This window comes from Enterobacter sp. ODB01, from assembly GCF_001623605.1.
Taxonomy (GTDB): Bacteria; Pseudomonadota; Gammaproteobacteria; order Enterobacterales; family Enterobacteriaceae; genus Enterobacter; species Enterobacter kobei.
This window is the reverse complement of sequence record NZ_CP015227.1, coordinates 996,276-1,012,524: the sequence shown is the minus strand read 5'-3', so window position 1 is coordinate 1,012,524 and position 16,249 is coordinate 996,276. Positions and strand designations below refer to the sequence as shown.

At 52.3% G+C, this 16,249-nt stretch carries 9 protein-coding genes, 2 tRNA genes and 3 rRNA genes; 6 read left to right on the top strand and 8 right to left on the bottom strand.

The annotated features are described in order from the left end of the window. Positions 1 to 3: 3 nt before the first annotated feature. The 5 genes from A4308_RS04810 to rrf (A4308_RS04790) all read left to right on the top strand — a co-directional run bounded on the left by A4308_RS04810 (position 4) and on the right by rrf (A4308_RS04790) (position 3,608). Positions 4 to 79: transfer RNA gene (locus A4308_RS04810), tRNA-Glu, on the top strand. Positions 80 to 271: 192 nt separating this feature from the next. Further along, positions 272 to 3,177: ribosomal RNA gene (locus A4308_RS04805) — 23S ribosomal RNA — on the top strand. Between the two features lie 66 nt (positions 3,178 to 3,243). Continuing rightward, positions 3,244 to 3,359 (top strand): 5S ribosomal RNA (gene rrf, locus A4308_RS04800). 14 nt (positions 3,360 to 3,373) lie between these two features. Further along, positions 3,374 to 3,449 (top strand) — tRNA-Thr (locus tag A4308_RS04795). Positions 3,450 to 3,492: 43 nt separating this feature from the next. Next, positions 3,493 to 3,608, top strand: a 5S ribosomal RNA gene (rrf, locus tag A4308_RS04790). A 106-nt stretch (positions 3,609 to 3,714) separates the two neighbouring features. On the opposite strand, the gene A4308_RS04785 is transcribed toward rrf (A4308_RS04790), so the two are convergent. The 7 genes from A4308_RS04785 to A4308_RS04755 all read right to left on the bottom strand — a co-directional run bounded on the left by A4308_RS04785 (position 3,715) and on the right by A4308_RS04755 (position 13,133). After that, on the bottom strand, positions 3,715 to 4,473 hold the full coding sequence (locus tag A4308_RS04785) for an amino acid ABC transporter ATP-binding protein (protein ID WP_014885454.1): 759 nt from the start codon (positions 4,471 to 4,473) through the stop codon (positions 3,715 to 3,717). A gap of 7 nt (positions 4,474 to 4,480) precedes the next feature. Then, the gene (locus tag A4308_RS04780; protein ID WP_045134746.1) at positions 4,481 to 5,584 is read right to left on the bottom strand and encodes an amino acid ABC transporter permease; all 1,104 of its coding nucleotides are present in this window, start codon (positions 5,582 to 5,584) and stop codon (positions 4,481 to 4,483) included. Between the two features lie 9 nt (positions 5,585 to 5,593). Next, positions 5,594 to 6,775 (bottom strand): amino acid ABC transporter permease, encoded by a 1,182-nt coding sequence (locus tag A4308_RS04775; protein ID WP_014885452.1) that lies wholly within the window; start codon positions 6,773 to 6,775, stop codon positions 5,594 to 5,596. Between the two features lie 67 nt (positions 6,776 to 6,842). Then, positions 6,843 to 7,868, bottom strand: coding sequence for an amino acid ABC transporter substrate-binding protein (locus A4308_RS04770; RefSeq protein WP_014885451.1), 1,026 nt, complete (start codon positions 7,866 to 7,868; stop codon positions 6,843 to 6,845). Positions 7,869 to 8,342: 474 nt separating this feature from the next. Next, positions 8,343 to 8,564: a lipoprotein gene (locus tag A4308_RS04765; protein WP_008502867.1), complete on the bottom strand. Its 222-nt coding sequence runs from the start codon at positions 8,562 to 8,564 to the stop codon at positions 8,343 to 8,345. Between the two features lie 304 nt (positions 8,565 to 8,868). Continuing rightward, complete coding sequence (locus A4308_RS04760; RefSeq protein WP_045281382.1) at positions 8,869 to 11,982, bottom strand: efflux RND transporter permease subunit; 3,114 nt, start codon at positions 11,980 to 11,982, stop codon at positions 8,869 to 8,871. An 11-nt stretch (positions 11,983 to 11,993) separates the two neighbouring features. Beyond that, on the bottom strand, positions 11,994 to 13,133 hold the full coding sequence (locus A4308_RS04755; protein ID WP_045281383.1) for an efflux RND transporter periplasmic adaptor subunit: 1,140 nt from the start codon (positions 13,131 to 13,133) through the stop codon (positions 11,994 to 11,996). Between the two features lie 389 nt (positions 13,134 to 13,522). On the opposite strand from A4308_RS04755, the gene envR reads away from it, so the two are divergent. Next, the gene (gene envR, locus A4308_RS04750; protein ID WP_032635392.1) at positions 13,523 to 14,239 is read left to right on the top strand and encodes an acrEF/envCD operon transcriptional regulator; all 717 of its coding nucleotides are present in this window, start codon (positions 13,523 to 13,525) and stop codon (positions 14,237 to 14,239) included. On the opposite strand, the gene A4308_RS04745 is transcribed toward envR, so the two are convergent. Continuing rightward, positions 14,155 to 16,236 carry a putative bifunctional diguanylate cyclase/phosphodiesterase gene (locus A4308_RS04745; RefSeq protein ID WP_045268630.1) on the bottom strand — a complete coding sequence of 694 codons (2,082 nt, stop codon included), beginning with the start codon at positions 16,234 to 16,236 and terminating at the stop codon, positions 14,155 to 14,157. The genes envR and A4308_RS04745 overlap by 85 nt on opposite strands. Positions 16,237 to 16,249: the final 13 nt, after the last annotated feature.

Sequence of the window (16,249 nt, the reverse complement as noted above, 5' to 3'; positions counted from 1 at the left end):
AGTGTCCCCTTCGTCTAGAGGCCCAGGACACCGCCCTTTCACGGCGGTAACAGGGGTTCGAATCCCCTAGGGGACGCCACTTGCTGGTTCGTGAGTGAAAGTCACCTGCCGTCATATCTCAAAACTGACTTGCGAGTCATGTTTGAGATATTTGCTCTTTAAAAATCTGGATCAAGCTGAAAATTGAAACGACACACATGTTATGTGTGTTCGAGTCTCTCAAATTTTCGCAAACCGATGGTGAATCGAAAGAAACATCTTCGGGTTGTGAGGTTAAGCGACTAAGCGTACACGGTGGATGCCCTGGCAGTCAGAGGCGATGAAGGACGTGCTAATCTGCGAAAAGCGCCGGCGAGGTGATATGAACCTTTGACCCGGCGATGTCCGAATGGGGAAACCCAGTGTGATTCGTCACACTATCGTTAACTGAATACATAGGTTAACGAGGCGAACCGGGGGAACTGAAACATCTAAGTACCCCGAGGAAAAGAAATCAACCGAGATTCCCCCAGTAGCGGCGAGCGAACGGGGAGCAGCCCGGAGTCTGAATCAGCTTGTGTGTTAGTGGAACGGTCTGGAAAGTCCGACGGTACAGGGTGATAGTCCCGTACACGAAAATGCACAGGTTGTGAACTCGAAGAGTAGGGCGGGACACGTGGTATCCTGTCTGAATATGGGGGGACCATCCTCCAAGGCTAAATACTCCTGACTGACCGATAGTGAACCAGTACCGTGAGGGAAAGGCGAAAAGAACCCCGGCGAGGGGAGTGAAAAAGAACCTGAAACCGTGTACGTACAAGCAGTGGGAGCCTACTTGTTAGGTGACTGCGTACCTTTTGTATAATGGGTCAGCGACTTATATTCTGTAGCAAGGTTAACCGTATAGGGGAGCCGAAGGGAAACCGAGTCTTAACTGGGCGTTAAGTTGCAGGGTATAGACCCGAAACCCGGTGATCTAGCCATGGGCAGGTTGAAGGTTGGGTAACACTAACTGGAGGACCGAACCGACTAATGTTGAAAAATTAGCGGATGACCTGTGGCTGGGGGTGAAAGGCCAATCAAACCGGGAGATAGCTGGTTCTCCCCGAAAGCTATTTAGGTAGCGCCTCGTGAATTCATCTTCGGGGGTAGAGCACTGTTTCGGCTAGGGGGCCATCCCGGCTTACCAACCCGATGCAAACTACGAATACCGAAGAATGTTATCACGGGAGACACACGGCGGGTGCTAACGTCCGTCGTGAAGAGGGAAACAACCCAGACCGCCAGCTAAGGTCCCAAAGTCATGGTTAAGTGGGAAACGATGTGGGAAGGCACAGACAGCCAGGATGTTGGCTTAGAAGCAGCCATCATTTAAAGAAAGCGTAATAGCTCACTGGTCGAGTCGGCCTGCGCGGAAGATGTAACGGGGCTAAACCATGCACCGAAGCTGCGGCAGCGACGCTTATGCGTTGTTGGGTAGGGGAGCGTTCTGTAAGCCGTTGAAGGTGGCCTGTGAGGGTTGCTGGAGGTATCAGAAGTGCGAATGCTGACATAAGTAACGATAAAGCGGGTGAAAAGCCCGCTCGCCGGAAGACCAAGGGTTCCTGTCCAACGTTAATCGGGGCAGGGTGAGTCGACCCCTAAGGCGAGGCCGAAAGGCGTAGTCGATGGGAAACAGGTTAATATTCCTGTACTTGGTGTTACTGCGAAGGGGGGACGGAGAAGGCTATGTTAGCCGGGCGACGGTTGTCCCGGTTTAAGCATGTAGGCGGAGGTTCCAGGTAAATCCGGTACCTTATTAACGCTGAGGTGTGATGACGAGGCACTACGGTGCTGAAGTAACAAATGCCCTGCTTCCAGGAAAAGCCTCTAAGCATCAGGTAACACGAAATCGTACCCCAAACCGACACAGGTGGTCAGGTAGAGAATACCAAGGCGCTTGAGAGAACTCGGGTGAAGGAACTAGGCAAAATGGTGCCGTAACTTCGGGAGAAGGCACGCTGATATGTAGGTGAAGCCCCTGCGGGTGGAGCTGAAATCAGTCGAAGATACCAGCTGGCTGCAACTGTTTATTAAAAACACAGCACTGTGCAAACACGAAAGTGGACGTATACGGTGTGACGCCTGCCCGGTGCCGGAAGGTTAATTGATGGGGTTAGCGGTAACGCGAAGCTCTTGATCGAAGCCCCGGTAAACGGCGGCCGTAACTATAACGGTCCTAAGGTAGCGAAATTCCTTGTCGGGTAAGTTCCGACCTGCACGAATGGCGTAATGATGGCCAGGCTGTCTCCACCCGAGACTCAGTGAAATTGAACTCGCTGTGAAGATGCAGTGTACCCGCGGCAAGACGGAAAGACCCCGTGAACCTTTACTATAGCTTGACACTGAACACTGGTCCTTGATGTGTAGGATAGGTGGGAGGCTTTGAAGCGTGGACGCCAGTCTGCGTGGAGCCGACCTTGAAATACCACCCTTTAATGGCTGGTGTTCTAACGTAGACCCGTGATCCGGGTTGCGGACAGTGTCTGGTGGGTAGTTTGACTGGGGCGGTCTCCTCCCAAAGAGTAACGGAGGAGCACGAAGGTTAGCTAATCCTGGTCGGACATCAGGAGGTTAGTGCAATGGCATAAGCTAGCTTGACTGCGAGAGTGACGGCTCGAGCAGGTGCGAAAGCAGGTCATAGTGATCCGGTGGTTCTGAATGGAAGGGCCATCGCTCAACGGATAAAAGGTACTCCGGGGATAACAGGCTGATACCGCCCAAGAGTTCATATCGACGGCGGTGTTTGGCACCTCGATGTCGGCTCATCACATCCTGGGGCTGAAGTAGGTCCCAAGGGTATGGCTGTTCGCCATTTAAAGTGGTACGCGAGCTGGGTTTAGAACGTCGTGAGACAGTTCGGTCCCTATCTGCCGTGGGCGCTGGAGAATTGAGGGGGGCTGCTCCTAGTACGAGAGGACCGGAGTGGACGCATCACTGGTGTTCGGGTTGTCATGCCAATGGCACTGCCCGGTAGCTAAATGCGGAAGAGATAAGTGCTGAAAGCATCTAAGCACGAAACTTGCCCCGAGATGAGTTCTCCCTGAGACTTTAAGTCTCCTGAAGGAACGTTGAAGACGACGACGTTGATAGGTCGGATGTGTAAGCGCAGCGATGCGTTGAGCTAACCGATACTAATGAACCGTGAGGCTTAACCTTACAACGCCGAAGGTGTTTTGGCGAAGAGAGACGATTTTCAGCCTGATACAGATTAAACAGAATTTGCCTGGCGGCTTTAGCGCGGTGGTCCCACCTGACCCCATGCCGAACTCAGAAGTGAAACGCCGTAGCGCCGATGGTAGTGTGGGGTCTCCCCATGTGAGAGTAGGGAACTGCCAGGCATCAAATTTAGTGTGCTGATATGGCTCAGTTGGTAGAGCGCACCCTTGGTAAGGGTGAGGTCCCCAGTTCGACTCTGGGTATCAGCACCACTTTATACTTAGGTTAAAGTTCGGCAAGAAGTAAAAGAATTTGTCTGGCGGCTTTAGCGCGGTGGTCCCACCTGACCCCATGCCGAACTCAGAAGTGAAACGCCGTAGCGCCGATGGTAGTGTGGGGTCTCCCCATGTGAGAGTAGGGAACTGCCAGACATCAAATAAGTGAAAAGGCCATCCGAAAGGATGGCCTTTTTGCGTTTATGTGCAGAAAAAACGGTAGGCCGGGTAAGGCAAAGCCTCCACCCGGCAAAGCAAATGACTAATGAATCACCTGCGACAGGAATGCACGCGTACGTTCCGACTTCGGATGCGCAAAGAACTCATCCGGTGGGGCCTGTTCAACGATCTCACCGCGGTCCATAAAGATCACCCGGTCTGCCACCGTTCTGGCAAAACCCATCTCATGCGTCACGCACAACATCGTCATCCCGGATTGCGCCAGCCCAATCATAGTATCCAGCACTTCTTTCACCATTTCCGGATCCAGCGCAGATGTCGGTTCGTCAAACAGCATAATTTTGGGTTTCATGCATAGCGAACGGGCGATAGCCACACGCTGCTGTTGTCCGCCTGAGATCTGGCCGGGAAACTTATTGGCGTGCTCTGCAATACGTACGCGTTCGAGGTAATGCATTGCCAACGCCTCCGCTTCCTGTTTCGGCATCTTTCGTACCCAAATCGGCGCAAGCGTACAGTTCTGCAGAACGGTCAGGTGGGGAAATAGATTAAAGTGCTGAAATACCATCCCCACTTCCTGGCGTACGCGTTCGATATTGCGAATATCTTCATTCAGCTCGATACCATCAACCACAATGCGTCCCTGCTGATGCTCTTCAAGATGGTTGATACAGCGAATGGTTGTCGATTTCCCTGAACCGGAAGGGCCGCAAAGAACGATTCGTTCGCCTTGCTTTACCTTGAGATTAATGTCTTTCAGGACATGAAACTGTCCATACCATTTATTCACGTTTTCCAGCGTAATCATCGCGTCGGCGGGTGTCATAGTAATTTGGCTCATAATTTCCTCAGTGCGGTGTACGCCCGGTGTTAAAGCGCTTTTCCAGGTGCTGGCTGTAGCGCGACATGCTAAAACAAAAGATCCAGTAGATCAGAGCAGCAAAGACATATCCCTCGGTGGACATGCCCAGCCAGGCAGGGTCAACGGTTGCCTGCTGCACGCTGCTAAAGAGATCGAACAATCCGATGATGATGACCAAGCTGGTATCTTTGAAGAGGGCAATGATCGTGTTGACCAGGCCCGGGATCACCAGCTTGAGTGCTTGTGGAAGGATGACCAACCCCTGCGTTTTCCAGTATCCGAGAGCAAGTGATTCCGCTGCTTCGTACTGGCCTTTAGGTAACGCCTGCAGGCCACCACGCACAACTTCAGCGACATAGGCAGACTGAAACAGAATCACCCCGACCAGGGCACGAATCAGTTTGTCGATCGTTGTACCTTCTGCCATAAACAGCGGCAGCATGACCGAAGACATAAACAATACGGTGATCAGTGGTACGCCACGCCAGAACTCAATAAAGATCACTGAGAGCACACGCACGACCGGCATTGTTGAACGACGCCCCAGAGCGAGTAAAATGCCCCACGGCAGAGCGCCAGCTATCCCCACAGAAGCGATAATCAACGTCAGCGTCAGACCGCCCCACTGGCGTGTTTCAACGCGTTCCAGCCCCAGGAAGCCGCCATACAACAACACCCAAACAATAATGGGATACGCTACAGCCCAGCCGGCAATATAGCGTCCGCGATGAGGTAGCTTTTTCCCGAACATTACGGCGATGGAAAGCAGACCGATAACCAGCGCCAGATTAATCCGCCAGCGCTGTTCATGAGGATACAATCCATACATGAACTGGCCAAAACGCTCGTGAATAAACACCCAGCATGCGCCTGCTTTCGTACAGTCGGCACGCGTGGAACCCACCCAGTTCGCCTGCAGGAATGCCCAGTTGAGTAGCGGCGGGATCAGTTCCCACATCAACCACAGGCAGACTATTGTCAGCAGGCTGTTGCTCCAGCTGGAGAACAGGTTCTTACGTGCCCAGATAATGAAACGTCCACCGGTTGTGCTGGCTGGACGCGAGGAGTGCGACAGTATCGCTTTCGACATCATAAATCCTTAGCGCTCGACCAGTGCAATACGGCGGTTATAAAGGTTCATCAGCAATGAAATCGCCAGACTGATGATCAGATAGACAGACATGGTGATGGCAATGGTTTCGATAGCTTGTCCGGTCTGGTTAAGCACGGTGCCGGCGAAGAGAGACACCATATCCGGGTAACCAATCGCGGCGGCCAGCGATGAGTTTTTGACAATGTTGAGATATTGACTGGTCAGTGGCGGAATGATTACCCGCAGGGCCTGGGGAATAATGACCTGGCGCAGCGTCACGGTATTCGGTAAACCAAGTGAACGCGCCGCCTCGTGCTGTCCGTAAGGCACCGCCTGGATCCCGGAGCGAATGATTTCTGCAATAAATGCGGAGGTATAAATCGAGAGCGCCAGCGTGAGTGCTGCCAGTTCAGGAATTAACACCATCCCGCCCTGGAAATTGAACCCGCGCAGATGGGGGATATCCCAGTGCAAAGCCGCACCAAAAAGCCAGTGAGCGACTAACGGTAAGCCAACAATTAGCGCAGCGCCAACGGGCCATGTTTTACGAAGCTGCCCTGTTTTAATCTGGTGCTTGCGGTTATAACGGAACAGCCCGACAGAAATGGCGATCGCAATAATAACTGCGACGATGAAGGCGTAAAGCCCTTCGGCGAACTGCGGAGAGGGAATGTATAGCCCACGATTACTCAGGAAAAACAGCTCAAACGCATCGACGGCCTGGCGGGGGCCAGGAAGGTTACGCAGGACCGCGAAATACCAGAAAAAGATCTGCAGCAGCGGTGGGATGTTGCGGAAAGTCTCAATATAAAAGGTTGAAAGCTTCCGCAGGAGCCAGTTTTCAGAAAGACGAGCCAGGCCAATAAAGAAACCCAATATCGAGGCGAAGACAATACAAAGCGCCGATACCAGCAGCGTATTCAGTAAACCGACCACAAACACGCGTCCGTACGTGTCACCTTCCTCATAATCAATAAGATGCTGAACAATGCCAAACCCTGCGCTGCGATCCAGGAACGCAAAACCGGAGGTAATACCGCGGTTATTCAGGTTGGTGATGGTGTTATGGATGAGATACACGGCGATGAGAACAACCGCAACAATAGCAATGATCTGGAATAGCCAGGCGCGGACCGCGGGATGAGAAAAGGATAGCGTTCCTTTTACGGCTGAGCGGCGATGGGACATAAAGAAACCTCAGTAACCATGACTCTGGACTGGGCACCGCCTGAGCAGTGCCCGTTACAGCTTTGACTTAACGTACTGGTGGCGCGTACTGAATGCCGCCGTTATTCCAGAGATTGTTCTGGCCGCGTTTGATCTTCAGCGGGCTTTCCGATCCCACGTTGCGCTCAAAGATCTCAGAATAGTTACCCACCTGCTTGATGATGTTGTAAGCCCACTTGTTATCCAGCTTCAGATCCTTGCCGAAATCACCCTCTTTACCGAGCAGGTGAGCCATATCCGGGTTGGATGGATTAGCGGCTTTCTCATCAACGTTTTTCGAGTTGATGCCCATCTCTTCCGCGTTCAGCATGGCAAACAGGGTCCAGCGAACAATGGAGAACCAGTCTTCATCACCACGACGAACAACAGGTCCGAGAGGTTCTTTGGAGATCACTTCTGGCAGCACAATCCATTCTGCCGGGTTGCTCAACTTAATACGTAAGGCATACAGCTGTGACTGGTCAGAGGCCAGCGTGTCGCAACGGCCGGATTCCAGTGCTTTGGCTGATTCATCCGAGCGATCAAACGTCACAGGGGTGTATTTCATCTTATTGGCTTTGAAATAATCCGCGACGTTCAGCTCCGTATCCGTACCCGCTTGGATACACACGGTGGCGCCATCCAGTTCTTTGGCACTTTTCAGGCCCGCTTTATTGTGGGTCAGGAATCCGATGCCGTCATAATAGGTCACGCCGGTAAATGACATCCCCATACCTGCATCACGAGAGGAGGTCCAGGTGGTATTACGAGAGAGCATGTCAACTTCACCGGATTGCAGCGCCGTAAAGCGTTCTTTCGCCGTCAGCGGGGTGTATTTTACTTTGCTGTCATCCCCAAAAACGGCAGCTGCGACGCCGCGGCAGACATCCACATCAATACCGGTAAATTTGCCGTTCGCATCGGCATATGAGAAGCCAGGCAGACCATCACTGATACCACATTGAACAAAACCTTTCTTTTTAACGGCATCCAGTGTCGTACCCGCATGGGCCTGGCCCGCTACGGCAAACAACATGCCTGCAGCGGTCAGGCTGGCTATCATCGTCTTTTTCATAATGCATCCTGTGTGGCGAAATTTATCGTTATAGAAGCGCTTTTTAAGCGCTAAACCTGTCTGTGGCTTTGGCCAACGTTTATAAAGCAAACGTAATGCCAGTTTTGCGTTCCACAAAATAAGTGATAACAGAACGCTTAATGCTGAGTGTAGACACGCTTAAATAAAACGAACGCCCCGAAACGGTGCGAAATTACAACCTGTGCCACAAATCGGAGCAAAAGTTTCGATGAGGATGAGATAAATCAAGAGATAGTTTCTGAAGTGAATATTGGCAGGGTATTCAATAAGATTAATGTGTGAAAATCATCACGATAAAATATGAAATAAACTTTTATATACTAAAAAGATGTGATAGCCAGTCGATGGGAATTAATTTCTTGAATAAAAACGGGGCTTTTTTTTTACTAATTAGAAAACAATGCACTTTTTAAACGCAAAAGCGCGGCCCGAGCCGCGCTTTCTTAATTGATGTTACTTCGTCAGGGCAACGATACCCAGCGTCAAACCCGCCACGGCAGCCGCTCCGCCGGCGATAGCACCCGCGGTTTCCCAGTTATCCTGGGTGGTGCCTTTCATACAGGTATTGGTATGAACCAGTCGACCCTGGTCATCGTAAACCGGTACACATGGAGAATCGTGCGCGCATCCAGCAAGTAGCGCAGCGAGAAGTGCAACGGAAATGAATCTTTTCATGATGTTACCTCAGTATTATTTCTCATTCGCTACAAAGCCAGGAGGGCTATTAACGAACTGGAGGCTATTTTACCACCGGGGTAACACCTCGTTGCACGGGGAATAATCTCAAAGTATGTCGTTTGTAAAAATCGTGGAGAAAAGTCGGTTTCAGGATGAATTAATGGAGAAATTATGGAGACACAACAGGGCGTTTCTACTAAATGTAAATTACCGCATTTTTAACACTGCAATTCAATAATGTCTAATTTATTGTTTATATTAAAAATAGAAAAGGCACCGCAGGGTGCCTTTCAGGGGGACGTTACTCTTTATGGCGGGTAAACCGTCGCCGGACAACCACAAAGAAAACGGGAACGAAGAAAATCGCCAGCAGCGTCGCGGAAAGCATGCCTCCCATAACGCCCGTACCGACAGCATTTTGCGCACCGCTCCCGGCTCCGGTACTGATTACCAGCGGCATGACGCCAAGGATAAAGGCCAGGGAGGTCATCAGGATCGGTCGAAGGCGCATCCTTGATGCTTCCAGGGTGGCTTCAATAATCCCTTTACCTTCTTTATCCATCAGGTCCTTAGCAAATTCGACAATCAGGATGGCGTTTTTCGCCGACAGGCCAATTGTCGTCAGCAGGCCGACCTGGAAATAGACGTCATTGTTCAATCCGCGCAGCGACGCGGCGAGCAGAGCACCGATAACACCCAGCGGCACAACCAGCATCACGGAGAATGGGATGGACCAGCTCTCATACAGGGCCGCCAGACACAGGAACACCACGATCAGTGAAATGGCATACAGTGCGGGCGCCTGGTTACCGGAAAGGCGTTCCTGATAAGACATGCCCGTCCAGTCATAGCCAATTCCTGCAGGCAGTTTTGCGGCAAGGCTTTCCATCAACACCATCGCTTCGCCGGTACTTTTACCCGGTGCGGATTCCCCGAGGATCTCCATTGAAGGCATCCCGTTGAAGCGTTCTAGGCGAGGTGAGCCATAAACCCAGTGAGAGTAGCTAAAGGCGGAGAAGGGAACCATCTCTCCGTTCGCGCTGCGCATGTAGAGGTTGTTAATGTCCCCCGGCAGCATGCGGAAACGGGCATCTGCCTGCACATAAACTTTTTTCACGCGCCCGTGGTCGATAAAGTCGTTCACATAGGTGCCACCCAACGCCGTCGAGATAGTCTGGTTGACGTCGGAAAGGCTGACGCCCAATGCCTGCGCCTTTTCCTGATCGACATCCAGCTTGAACTGAGGCGTATCTTCCAGTCCGTTTGGACGCACGCGCACCAGCAGGTCTGGGTGCTCTTTTACCATCGCGAGCAGTTGATTACGTGCCTGCGTCAGCTGGGTATGTCCCAGGTTAGCCTGATCGATAAGTTCAAAGTCGAATCCCGTTGCGGTTCCAAGCTCAATAATCGCAGGCAGGTTGAACGGGAACACCAGGCCGTCTTTAATCTGACTGAACGCTTTTGTCGCGCGACCCACGATAGCTTCAACGCTATTTTTCTCGCCCGGGCGCTCCTCCCAGGGCTTCAGGCTGACAAAGGCAATACCGGAGTTCTGACCCTGGCCGCTAAAGCTAAAGCCGTTTACGGTGAAGACGGATTCAACGTTCGCCTTCTCTTTGTCCAGATAGTAGTCCTGAACCTGGTCGAGGACCGCCTGAGTACGCGTCTGGGTCGCCCCCGCCGGGAGTTGAACCATTGTCATAAAGACCCCCTGGTCCTCTTCGGGCAGGAAGGAGGTCGGTAAGCGCAGGAACAACACCGCCATGCCACCAACAATAATGACATACACCACCAGATAGCGACCGGTCTTACGCAAAATACCGCTCACGCTGTTGCTGTAGTGTTCCACACTCTTATCAAAGAGCGCATTGAACCAGCCAAAGAAGCCCCTTTTCTTCTCATGGTGGTCGCTGGAGACGGGCTTAAGCAACGTTGCGCAGAGTGCAGGGGTCAGGATCAGCGCGACCAGCACGGATAGCGCCATCGCGGAAACGATAGTTAACGAGAACTGGCGATAGATGGCCCCAGTCGAGCCACCAAAAAAGGCCATCGGAACAAAGACCGCCGAGAGGACCATGGCGATCCCCACCAGCGCGCCCTGAATCTGCTCCATCGACTTCTGCGTGGCCTCTTTCGGCGGCAGTTTATCTTCCACCATCACGCGCTCAACGTTCTCGACGACCACGATGGCGTCATCAACCAGTAGCCCTATCGCCAGCACCATCCCAAACATCGTCAGGGTATTGATGGAGAAACCGAACGCAGCCAGCACGGCGAAGGTCCCCAGCAGAACAACCGGCACGGCGATCGTTGGGATCAGCGTTGCCCGCAGGTTTTGCAGGAACAGATACATGACCAGGAAGACCAGAATGATCGCCTCAAACAGGGTCTTCACCACTTCATGAATCGAGATTTTCACAAAAGGCGTGGTGTCGTAGGGGTAGACGACCTTCAGTCCCTGCGGGAAGAACTGTTGCAGTTGTGCCAGCTTGCTCTTGATGGCTGCCGCCGTATCCAGCGCGTTTGCACCAGTAGCGAGCTTAATCCCCAGACCGGTTGCCGCCTGCCCGTTGATTTTGGTCACCATATTGTAGTTTTCGCCACCCAACTCAATGCGAGCCACATCCTTCAGATGAACCATTGAGCCGTCCTGGTTCACTTTGAGCGTGACGCGACCAAACTCTTCCGGTGATTTCAGGCGAGTTTGCGCGATGATGGAGGCATTCAGCTGCTGTCCAGGGACTGATGGTGTTCCACCCAACTGGCCTGCCGCTATCTGGTCGTTCTGCGTTTTTAACTGATTGATAATATCCAGCGGCGTCAGTTGGTATTTGTTCATCGCGTTACTGTCGAGCCAGATGCGCATCGCATACTGGGCACCAAACAGCTGAACGTCGCCGACACCCGATGTTCGGCTGATGGCATCCTTGACGTTCGAAGCGACGTAGTCGGAGATATCATCCTGAGTAAGGCTTTTATTGTCCGAAACAAAACCGGCGACCAAAAGGAAGCTGCTGCTGGACTTCTCAACGCCAATCCCTTGCTGCTGAACTTCTTGCGGCAGCAGCGGCATGGCCAGCTGCAACTTGTTCTGCACCTGCACCTGGGCGATGTCCGGGTCTGTTCCCGACTCGAAGGTCAGGGTGATGGTGACATTACCCGCTGAATCGCTGGTGGAGGACATATACATCAGGTTATCGATACCGTTCATGTTCTGTTCGATAACCTGGGTCACGGTATCCTGTACCGTCTGGGCATCTGCGCCGGGGTAGGTTGCGGAAATCGCAACGGCTGGCGGGGCAATCGTTGGATACTGGGCAACGGGCAGTTTGAGAATAGCCAGCCCGCCTGCAATCATCAAAATGATGGCAAGTACCCAGGCGAAAACCGGCCGCTGAATAAAGAAATTAGCCATGTCGTCGTTCCTTAACTGGCGGGCGCTGTGGTGGTATCTGGGGTGGCGACGACGGTGGCACCTGGCCTGGCTTTTTGTAATCCGCTGACAATCACGCGGTCACCGTTTTTCAGCCCTTCCGTCACCAGCCAGCGATCGCCAATGGCCTGAGGCGCAACGACGGTGCGTGGCTCAACCTGGTTTTTATCGTTAACCACCATGACGGTTGCATCCCCTCGCGGCGTACGGGTCAGGCCCTGCTGGGGAATCAGAATTGCATTCGGCTGTGTGCCTTCATCAATGCTGGCGCGAACGAACATCCCGGGTAACAGAAGGTGTTGAGGGTTAGGGAAAATGGCGCGCAAGGTAATCGAACCGGTACTTTCATCCACCGTGACGTCTGAGAACTGCAACGTTCCTTTCAGCGGATAAGGCTGACCATTTTCCATCAGCAGTTCAACGCTGCTGGCCGTGTCGCCTTTTTGCAGGCTTGTCTGTTTCAGGCGCATAAATTCATTGCTGGACTGGGTGACGTCGACGTAAATCGGATCAAGCTGCTGGACTGTTGCCAGTGCAGAGGCCTGCCCGTTCGTGACGAGAGCACCTTCTGTCACGCTGGATTTGCCGATGCGCCCATCGACGGGAGACGTCACTTTGGTATAGGCAAGGTTAATACGTGCACTTTCGACGCCGGCTTTGGCGGCGATAACACTGGCATCGGCCTGTTGGGCTGTTGCCACGGCCTGGTCATACTCTTGCTTGCTGACATACTGGGTGCCTACCAGCGGGAGATAACGTTTTACTGTCAGATGCGCAATATTGGCCGCCGCCTGGGCCTTCGCCAGCTCACCTTTCGCGCTGTCGTAAGCCGCCTGATAGGTCGCAGGATCAATCTGGTAAAGCGAATCTCCTGCTTTTACATCGCTACCTTCCGTGAAGTTACGACGCAGGATGATACCGCTAACCTGTGGACGAACCTCCGCCACGCGGAATGCATCCGTTCTGCCCGGGAGTTCAGTGGTGACCGCCAGCGGCGCGCTTTTCACGATATGCACGCTGACCTGAGGTGCCTGGGGATGTTGTTGTTGGTTTTCCTGGCCATCGCATCCAGAGAGCAGTACAGCGCAGACAATGAAACCGGATAAGGGCAAACGTCTGAAATGATTCGTCATTACTGTTCCTTTAAATACCCATTAACCGAGATTTGCCGTAGAACGGTCGTTGGGGCAGAGGGATAAAAAAATAAAATGTAGCTGCGTATAATAATGAGGATATTTAATGTTTTTTAATTTATAAGTGCGAATGACGAGGCGTGAAGGAAAAATCAGAATGGGGCCCGGAGAAGATATGAATATACTCCCCTCCAGGCTAACCACATAAAGAGGGTTTAATGCCTTAAAATATTCATATCATGAATTAAATATTGATTATGCATTTGTATAAATTATGAGTTAAGGGATTTGACTTTTTTTGTGCAAAATGAAAACGGGTTTTAGGGAATAATTCCAGCCATCCGAACCCGAGGTTACGTATAAACCCAGTGAGTAACGAGTAGCTGCCTATGGCGCGTAAAAAAAAAGAAGAGGCTCAACAGACCCGACAGCAGTTGATTGAGGCGGCTATCGGGCAGTTTGCGACGCGTGGCGTGGCCAGTACCACGCTGACGGATATCGCGGATGCCGCAAAGGTTACGCGCGGTGCCATCTACTGGCACTTTACCAGTAAAGCAGAGATATTTAATGCGATCTGGGAACAGCAATTACCGCTGCGTGACATTATTTGTGACAGGCTTTCTCTTTCCGAAAATGATGACCCGTTGTTAATGCTTCGTGAGCAATTTATTACTGCGCTACAGTATATCGCGCATGAACCCCGGCAATGCGCGCTTTTACAAATTCTGTATCATAAATGTGAGTTTCATAGCGATATGATTTCAGAAGATGAAATCCGTAAACGCATTGGCTTTAATTATGATTCTTTACGTATTACGCTGGAAAAATGTATTTCTCAGAGAATCGTTGCGGCGCAGATGAATGTTGAGCTGACCATGATTGTATTGCATGGCTTTTTTAGCGGAATCATTAAAAACTGGTTAATGAACACCGACAGTTTTAATCTCTATCAACAGGCACCCGCTCTGGTCGACAGTATTCTGGCGACACTCCCTGTCTTGCGCGTGTCGCCTCAAGATGACTACAGCTCAGCGCCAGGCAACATTTCACCTCGCGCACAAAGCGCCTCTATGGTCTGCGCGCTGGCTGGTTTGCCTAACAGATAACCCTGAAGGGTGTTACAACCCAGCTCTGTTAAAAAGGTTTGTTGGGCTTCGGTTTCCACACCTTCAGCCACGACTTTCAGGTTAAGTGTTTTTGCGAGAGCCACAATCGCCGAGACAATGGTGGCATCCTCGCTTTCCCCGCTTAACTCTTTTACAAATGCTCTGTCGATCTTCAGTTCACAGGCCGGTAAGCGCTTGAGATACAGCAGGCTTGAATACCCGGTTCCAAAGTCATCAATGGACGCTTTCACGCCTGCATTCGTCAATTCTGTCAGCACCCGTACGCTCTCATCCGGGTTGCTCATTGCCGTCGTTTCCGTAACTTCCAGGATCAGCATTTCCGGCGGTACCTGATGGCGCTCCAGGCAGTCGAGAACCGTTTTAACCAGTGATGGTTGTTCAAACTGCAATGTCGACAGGTTTACAGCCATTGACCAGTCTTGATGTCCCTGAAGATGCCATTCTCTCAGCTGGCGGCAGGCTTCATTGATCACCCAGTTACCAATAGGGATGATAAGCCCCGTCTTTTCCGCCAGTGGCAGGAAAAGATCCGGCGTCAGTAGTCCCTGCTTAGGATGTTGCCAGCGCAACAGTGCCTCAAACCCGAGGAGAGGTCCTGCGGGCGCGTGAAATTTTGGCTGATACAACAGGCGCAGCTCATTGCGTTCGATGGCCATCCACAGATCGTTCATTAACTGAAGATGGGTCTGCGCCAGGGTGTTCATGGAAGGCTGGAAAAAGTGATAACCGTTTCGGCCCATATGCTTGGTGTGGTACATCGCCGCGTCGGCGTTAAACATCAACTCGCGTTCGGTTTTGCCGTCGTGAGGATAAAAAGCGATACCAATGCTGAGGGTCACCATCAGTTCATACGGGTCGAGGTTGAACGGGCTATCGATCGCGCGTACCAGCGAATTTGCCAGCGAGGCCGCATCGTCCGGGCCTTCGCCCTCAGCCAGCAGAACAAACTCATCACCGCCGATACGTGCAAGAGTGAACTGGCCCTTCAGAAGCAGCAGCAGACGCTGCGTAACGGCGACCAGCAGTTTGTCACCGACATCATGACCATAGGCGTCATTGATGGCTTTAAAGCCGTCGAGATCCATAAACATCAGCGCAAAATGGGTTCCTTCACGATCGGCTTTACTGATCGCCTGATCAAGTCGGTCTTCCAGCAGGATGCGGTTGGGCAGACGCGTTAGCGTATCCTGCAGCGCCAGTTGAGCAAGTTCCCGGTTCGCTTCTGCAAGCGATGAGGCCAGTAGGGCAGTACGTGCCTGAAGACGGGCATCCAGCATCGACACCAGCAGGGTGATCCCAAGAATAGAGAGCGCGACGACGCTGACCAACATGGCGAGCCAGCTGCTGTTAATACCAACATGGTGCGTCATCGTCGACATTGGAAACTGCGCGGCTCTCATCCCGGCGTAGTGCATACCGGCAATGGCAATGCCCATTGTGATGGCGGCACCCAGACGCATCAGCACGACCTGAGCCGCTTCGTGACGCAGGCGGAAGGTCAGCCACAATGCAGCAAGCGAAGCGGCAAGGGCAATGACGACTGAAATGGCCACCCACAACGTGTCCCAGACGATACCGGGCCTCACTTCCAGCGCGGCCATACCGGTGTAATGCATGGCGATAATACCGCTTCCCATCACCAGCGCGCCGGGTAGCAGACGGCGCAAGCGCAGTTGTTCACAGCTGACGAGCCAGAGTGCAAACAGTGAAGAACCCACGGCAATGACCATGGATAAAATGGTCAGGCTGACGTTGTAACTCATGCTCATGGAGAGGTCCATCGCCAGCATGCCGATAAAGTGCATAGCCCACACGCCAATGCCCATCGCAATACCGCCGCCAGCCAACCAGACGCGGGCGGCGACGCCCTGACTTCCGGCGACGCGTGCCGCCATATTCAGTGCGGTATACGACGCGAGGATGGCCACAACGAAGGAAAGAACTACAAGGATAAGGTTGTATTGGCTAACCAGCATGGTCGGTTCTACT

Excerpts from the sequence above, each read along its gene's own strand:
- A4308_RS04765 (WP_008502867.1), bottom strand. The coding sequence starts at position 8,564 with ATGAAAAGATTCATTTCCGTTGCACTTCTCGCTGCGCTACTTGCTGGA.
- envR (WP_032635392.1), top strand. The coding sequence starts at position 13,523 with ATGGCGCGTAAAAAAAAAGAAGAGGCTCAACAGACCCGACAGCAGTTG.
- A4308_RS04775 (WP_014885452.1), bottom strand. The coding sequence starts at position 6,775 with ATGTCCCATCGCCGCTCAGCCGTAAAAGGAACGCTATCCTTTTCTCAT.
- A4308_RS04780 (WP_045134746.1), bottom strand. The coding sequence starts at position 5,584 with ATGTCGAAAGCGATACTGTCGCACTCCTCGCGTCCAGCCAGCACAACC.
- A4308_RS04755 (WP_045281383.1), bottom strand. The coding sequence starts at position 13,133 with ATGACGAATCATTTCAGACGTTTGCCCTTATCCGGTTTCATTGTCTGC.
- A4308_RS04745 (WP_045268630.1), bottom strand. The coding sequence starts at position 16,236 with ATGCTGGTTAGCCAATACAACCTTATCCTTGTAGTTCTTTCCTTCGTT.
- A4308_RS04760 (WP_045281382.1), bottom strand. The coding sequence starts at position 11,982 with ATGGCTAATTTCTTTATTCAGCGGCCGGTTTTCGCCTGGGTACTTGCC.
- A4308_RS04785 (WP_014885454.1), bottom strand. The coding sequence starts at position 4,473 with ATGAGCCAAATTACTATGACACCCGCCGACGCGATGATTACGCTGGAA.
- A4308_RS04770 (WP_014885451.1), bottom strand. The coding sequence starts at position 7,868 with ATGAAAAAGACGATGATAGCCAGCCTGACCGCTGCAGGCATGTTGTTT.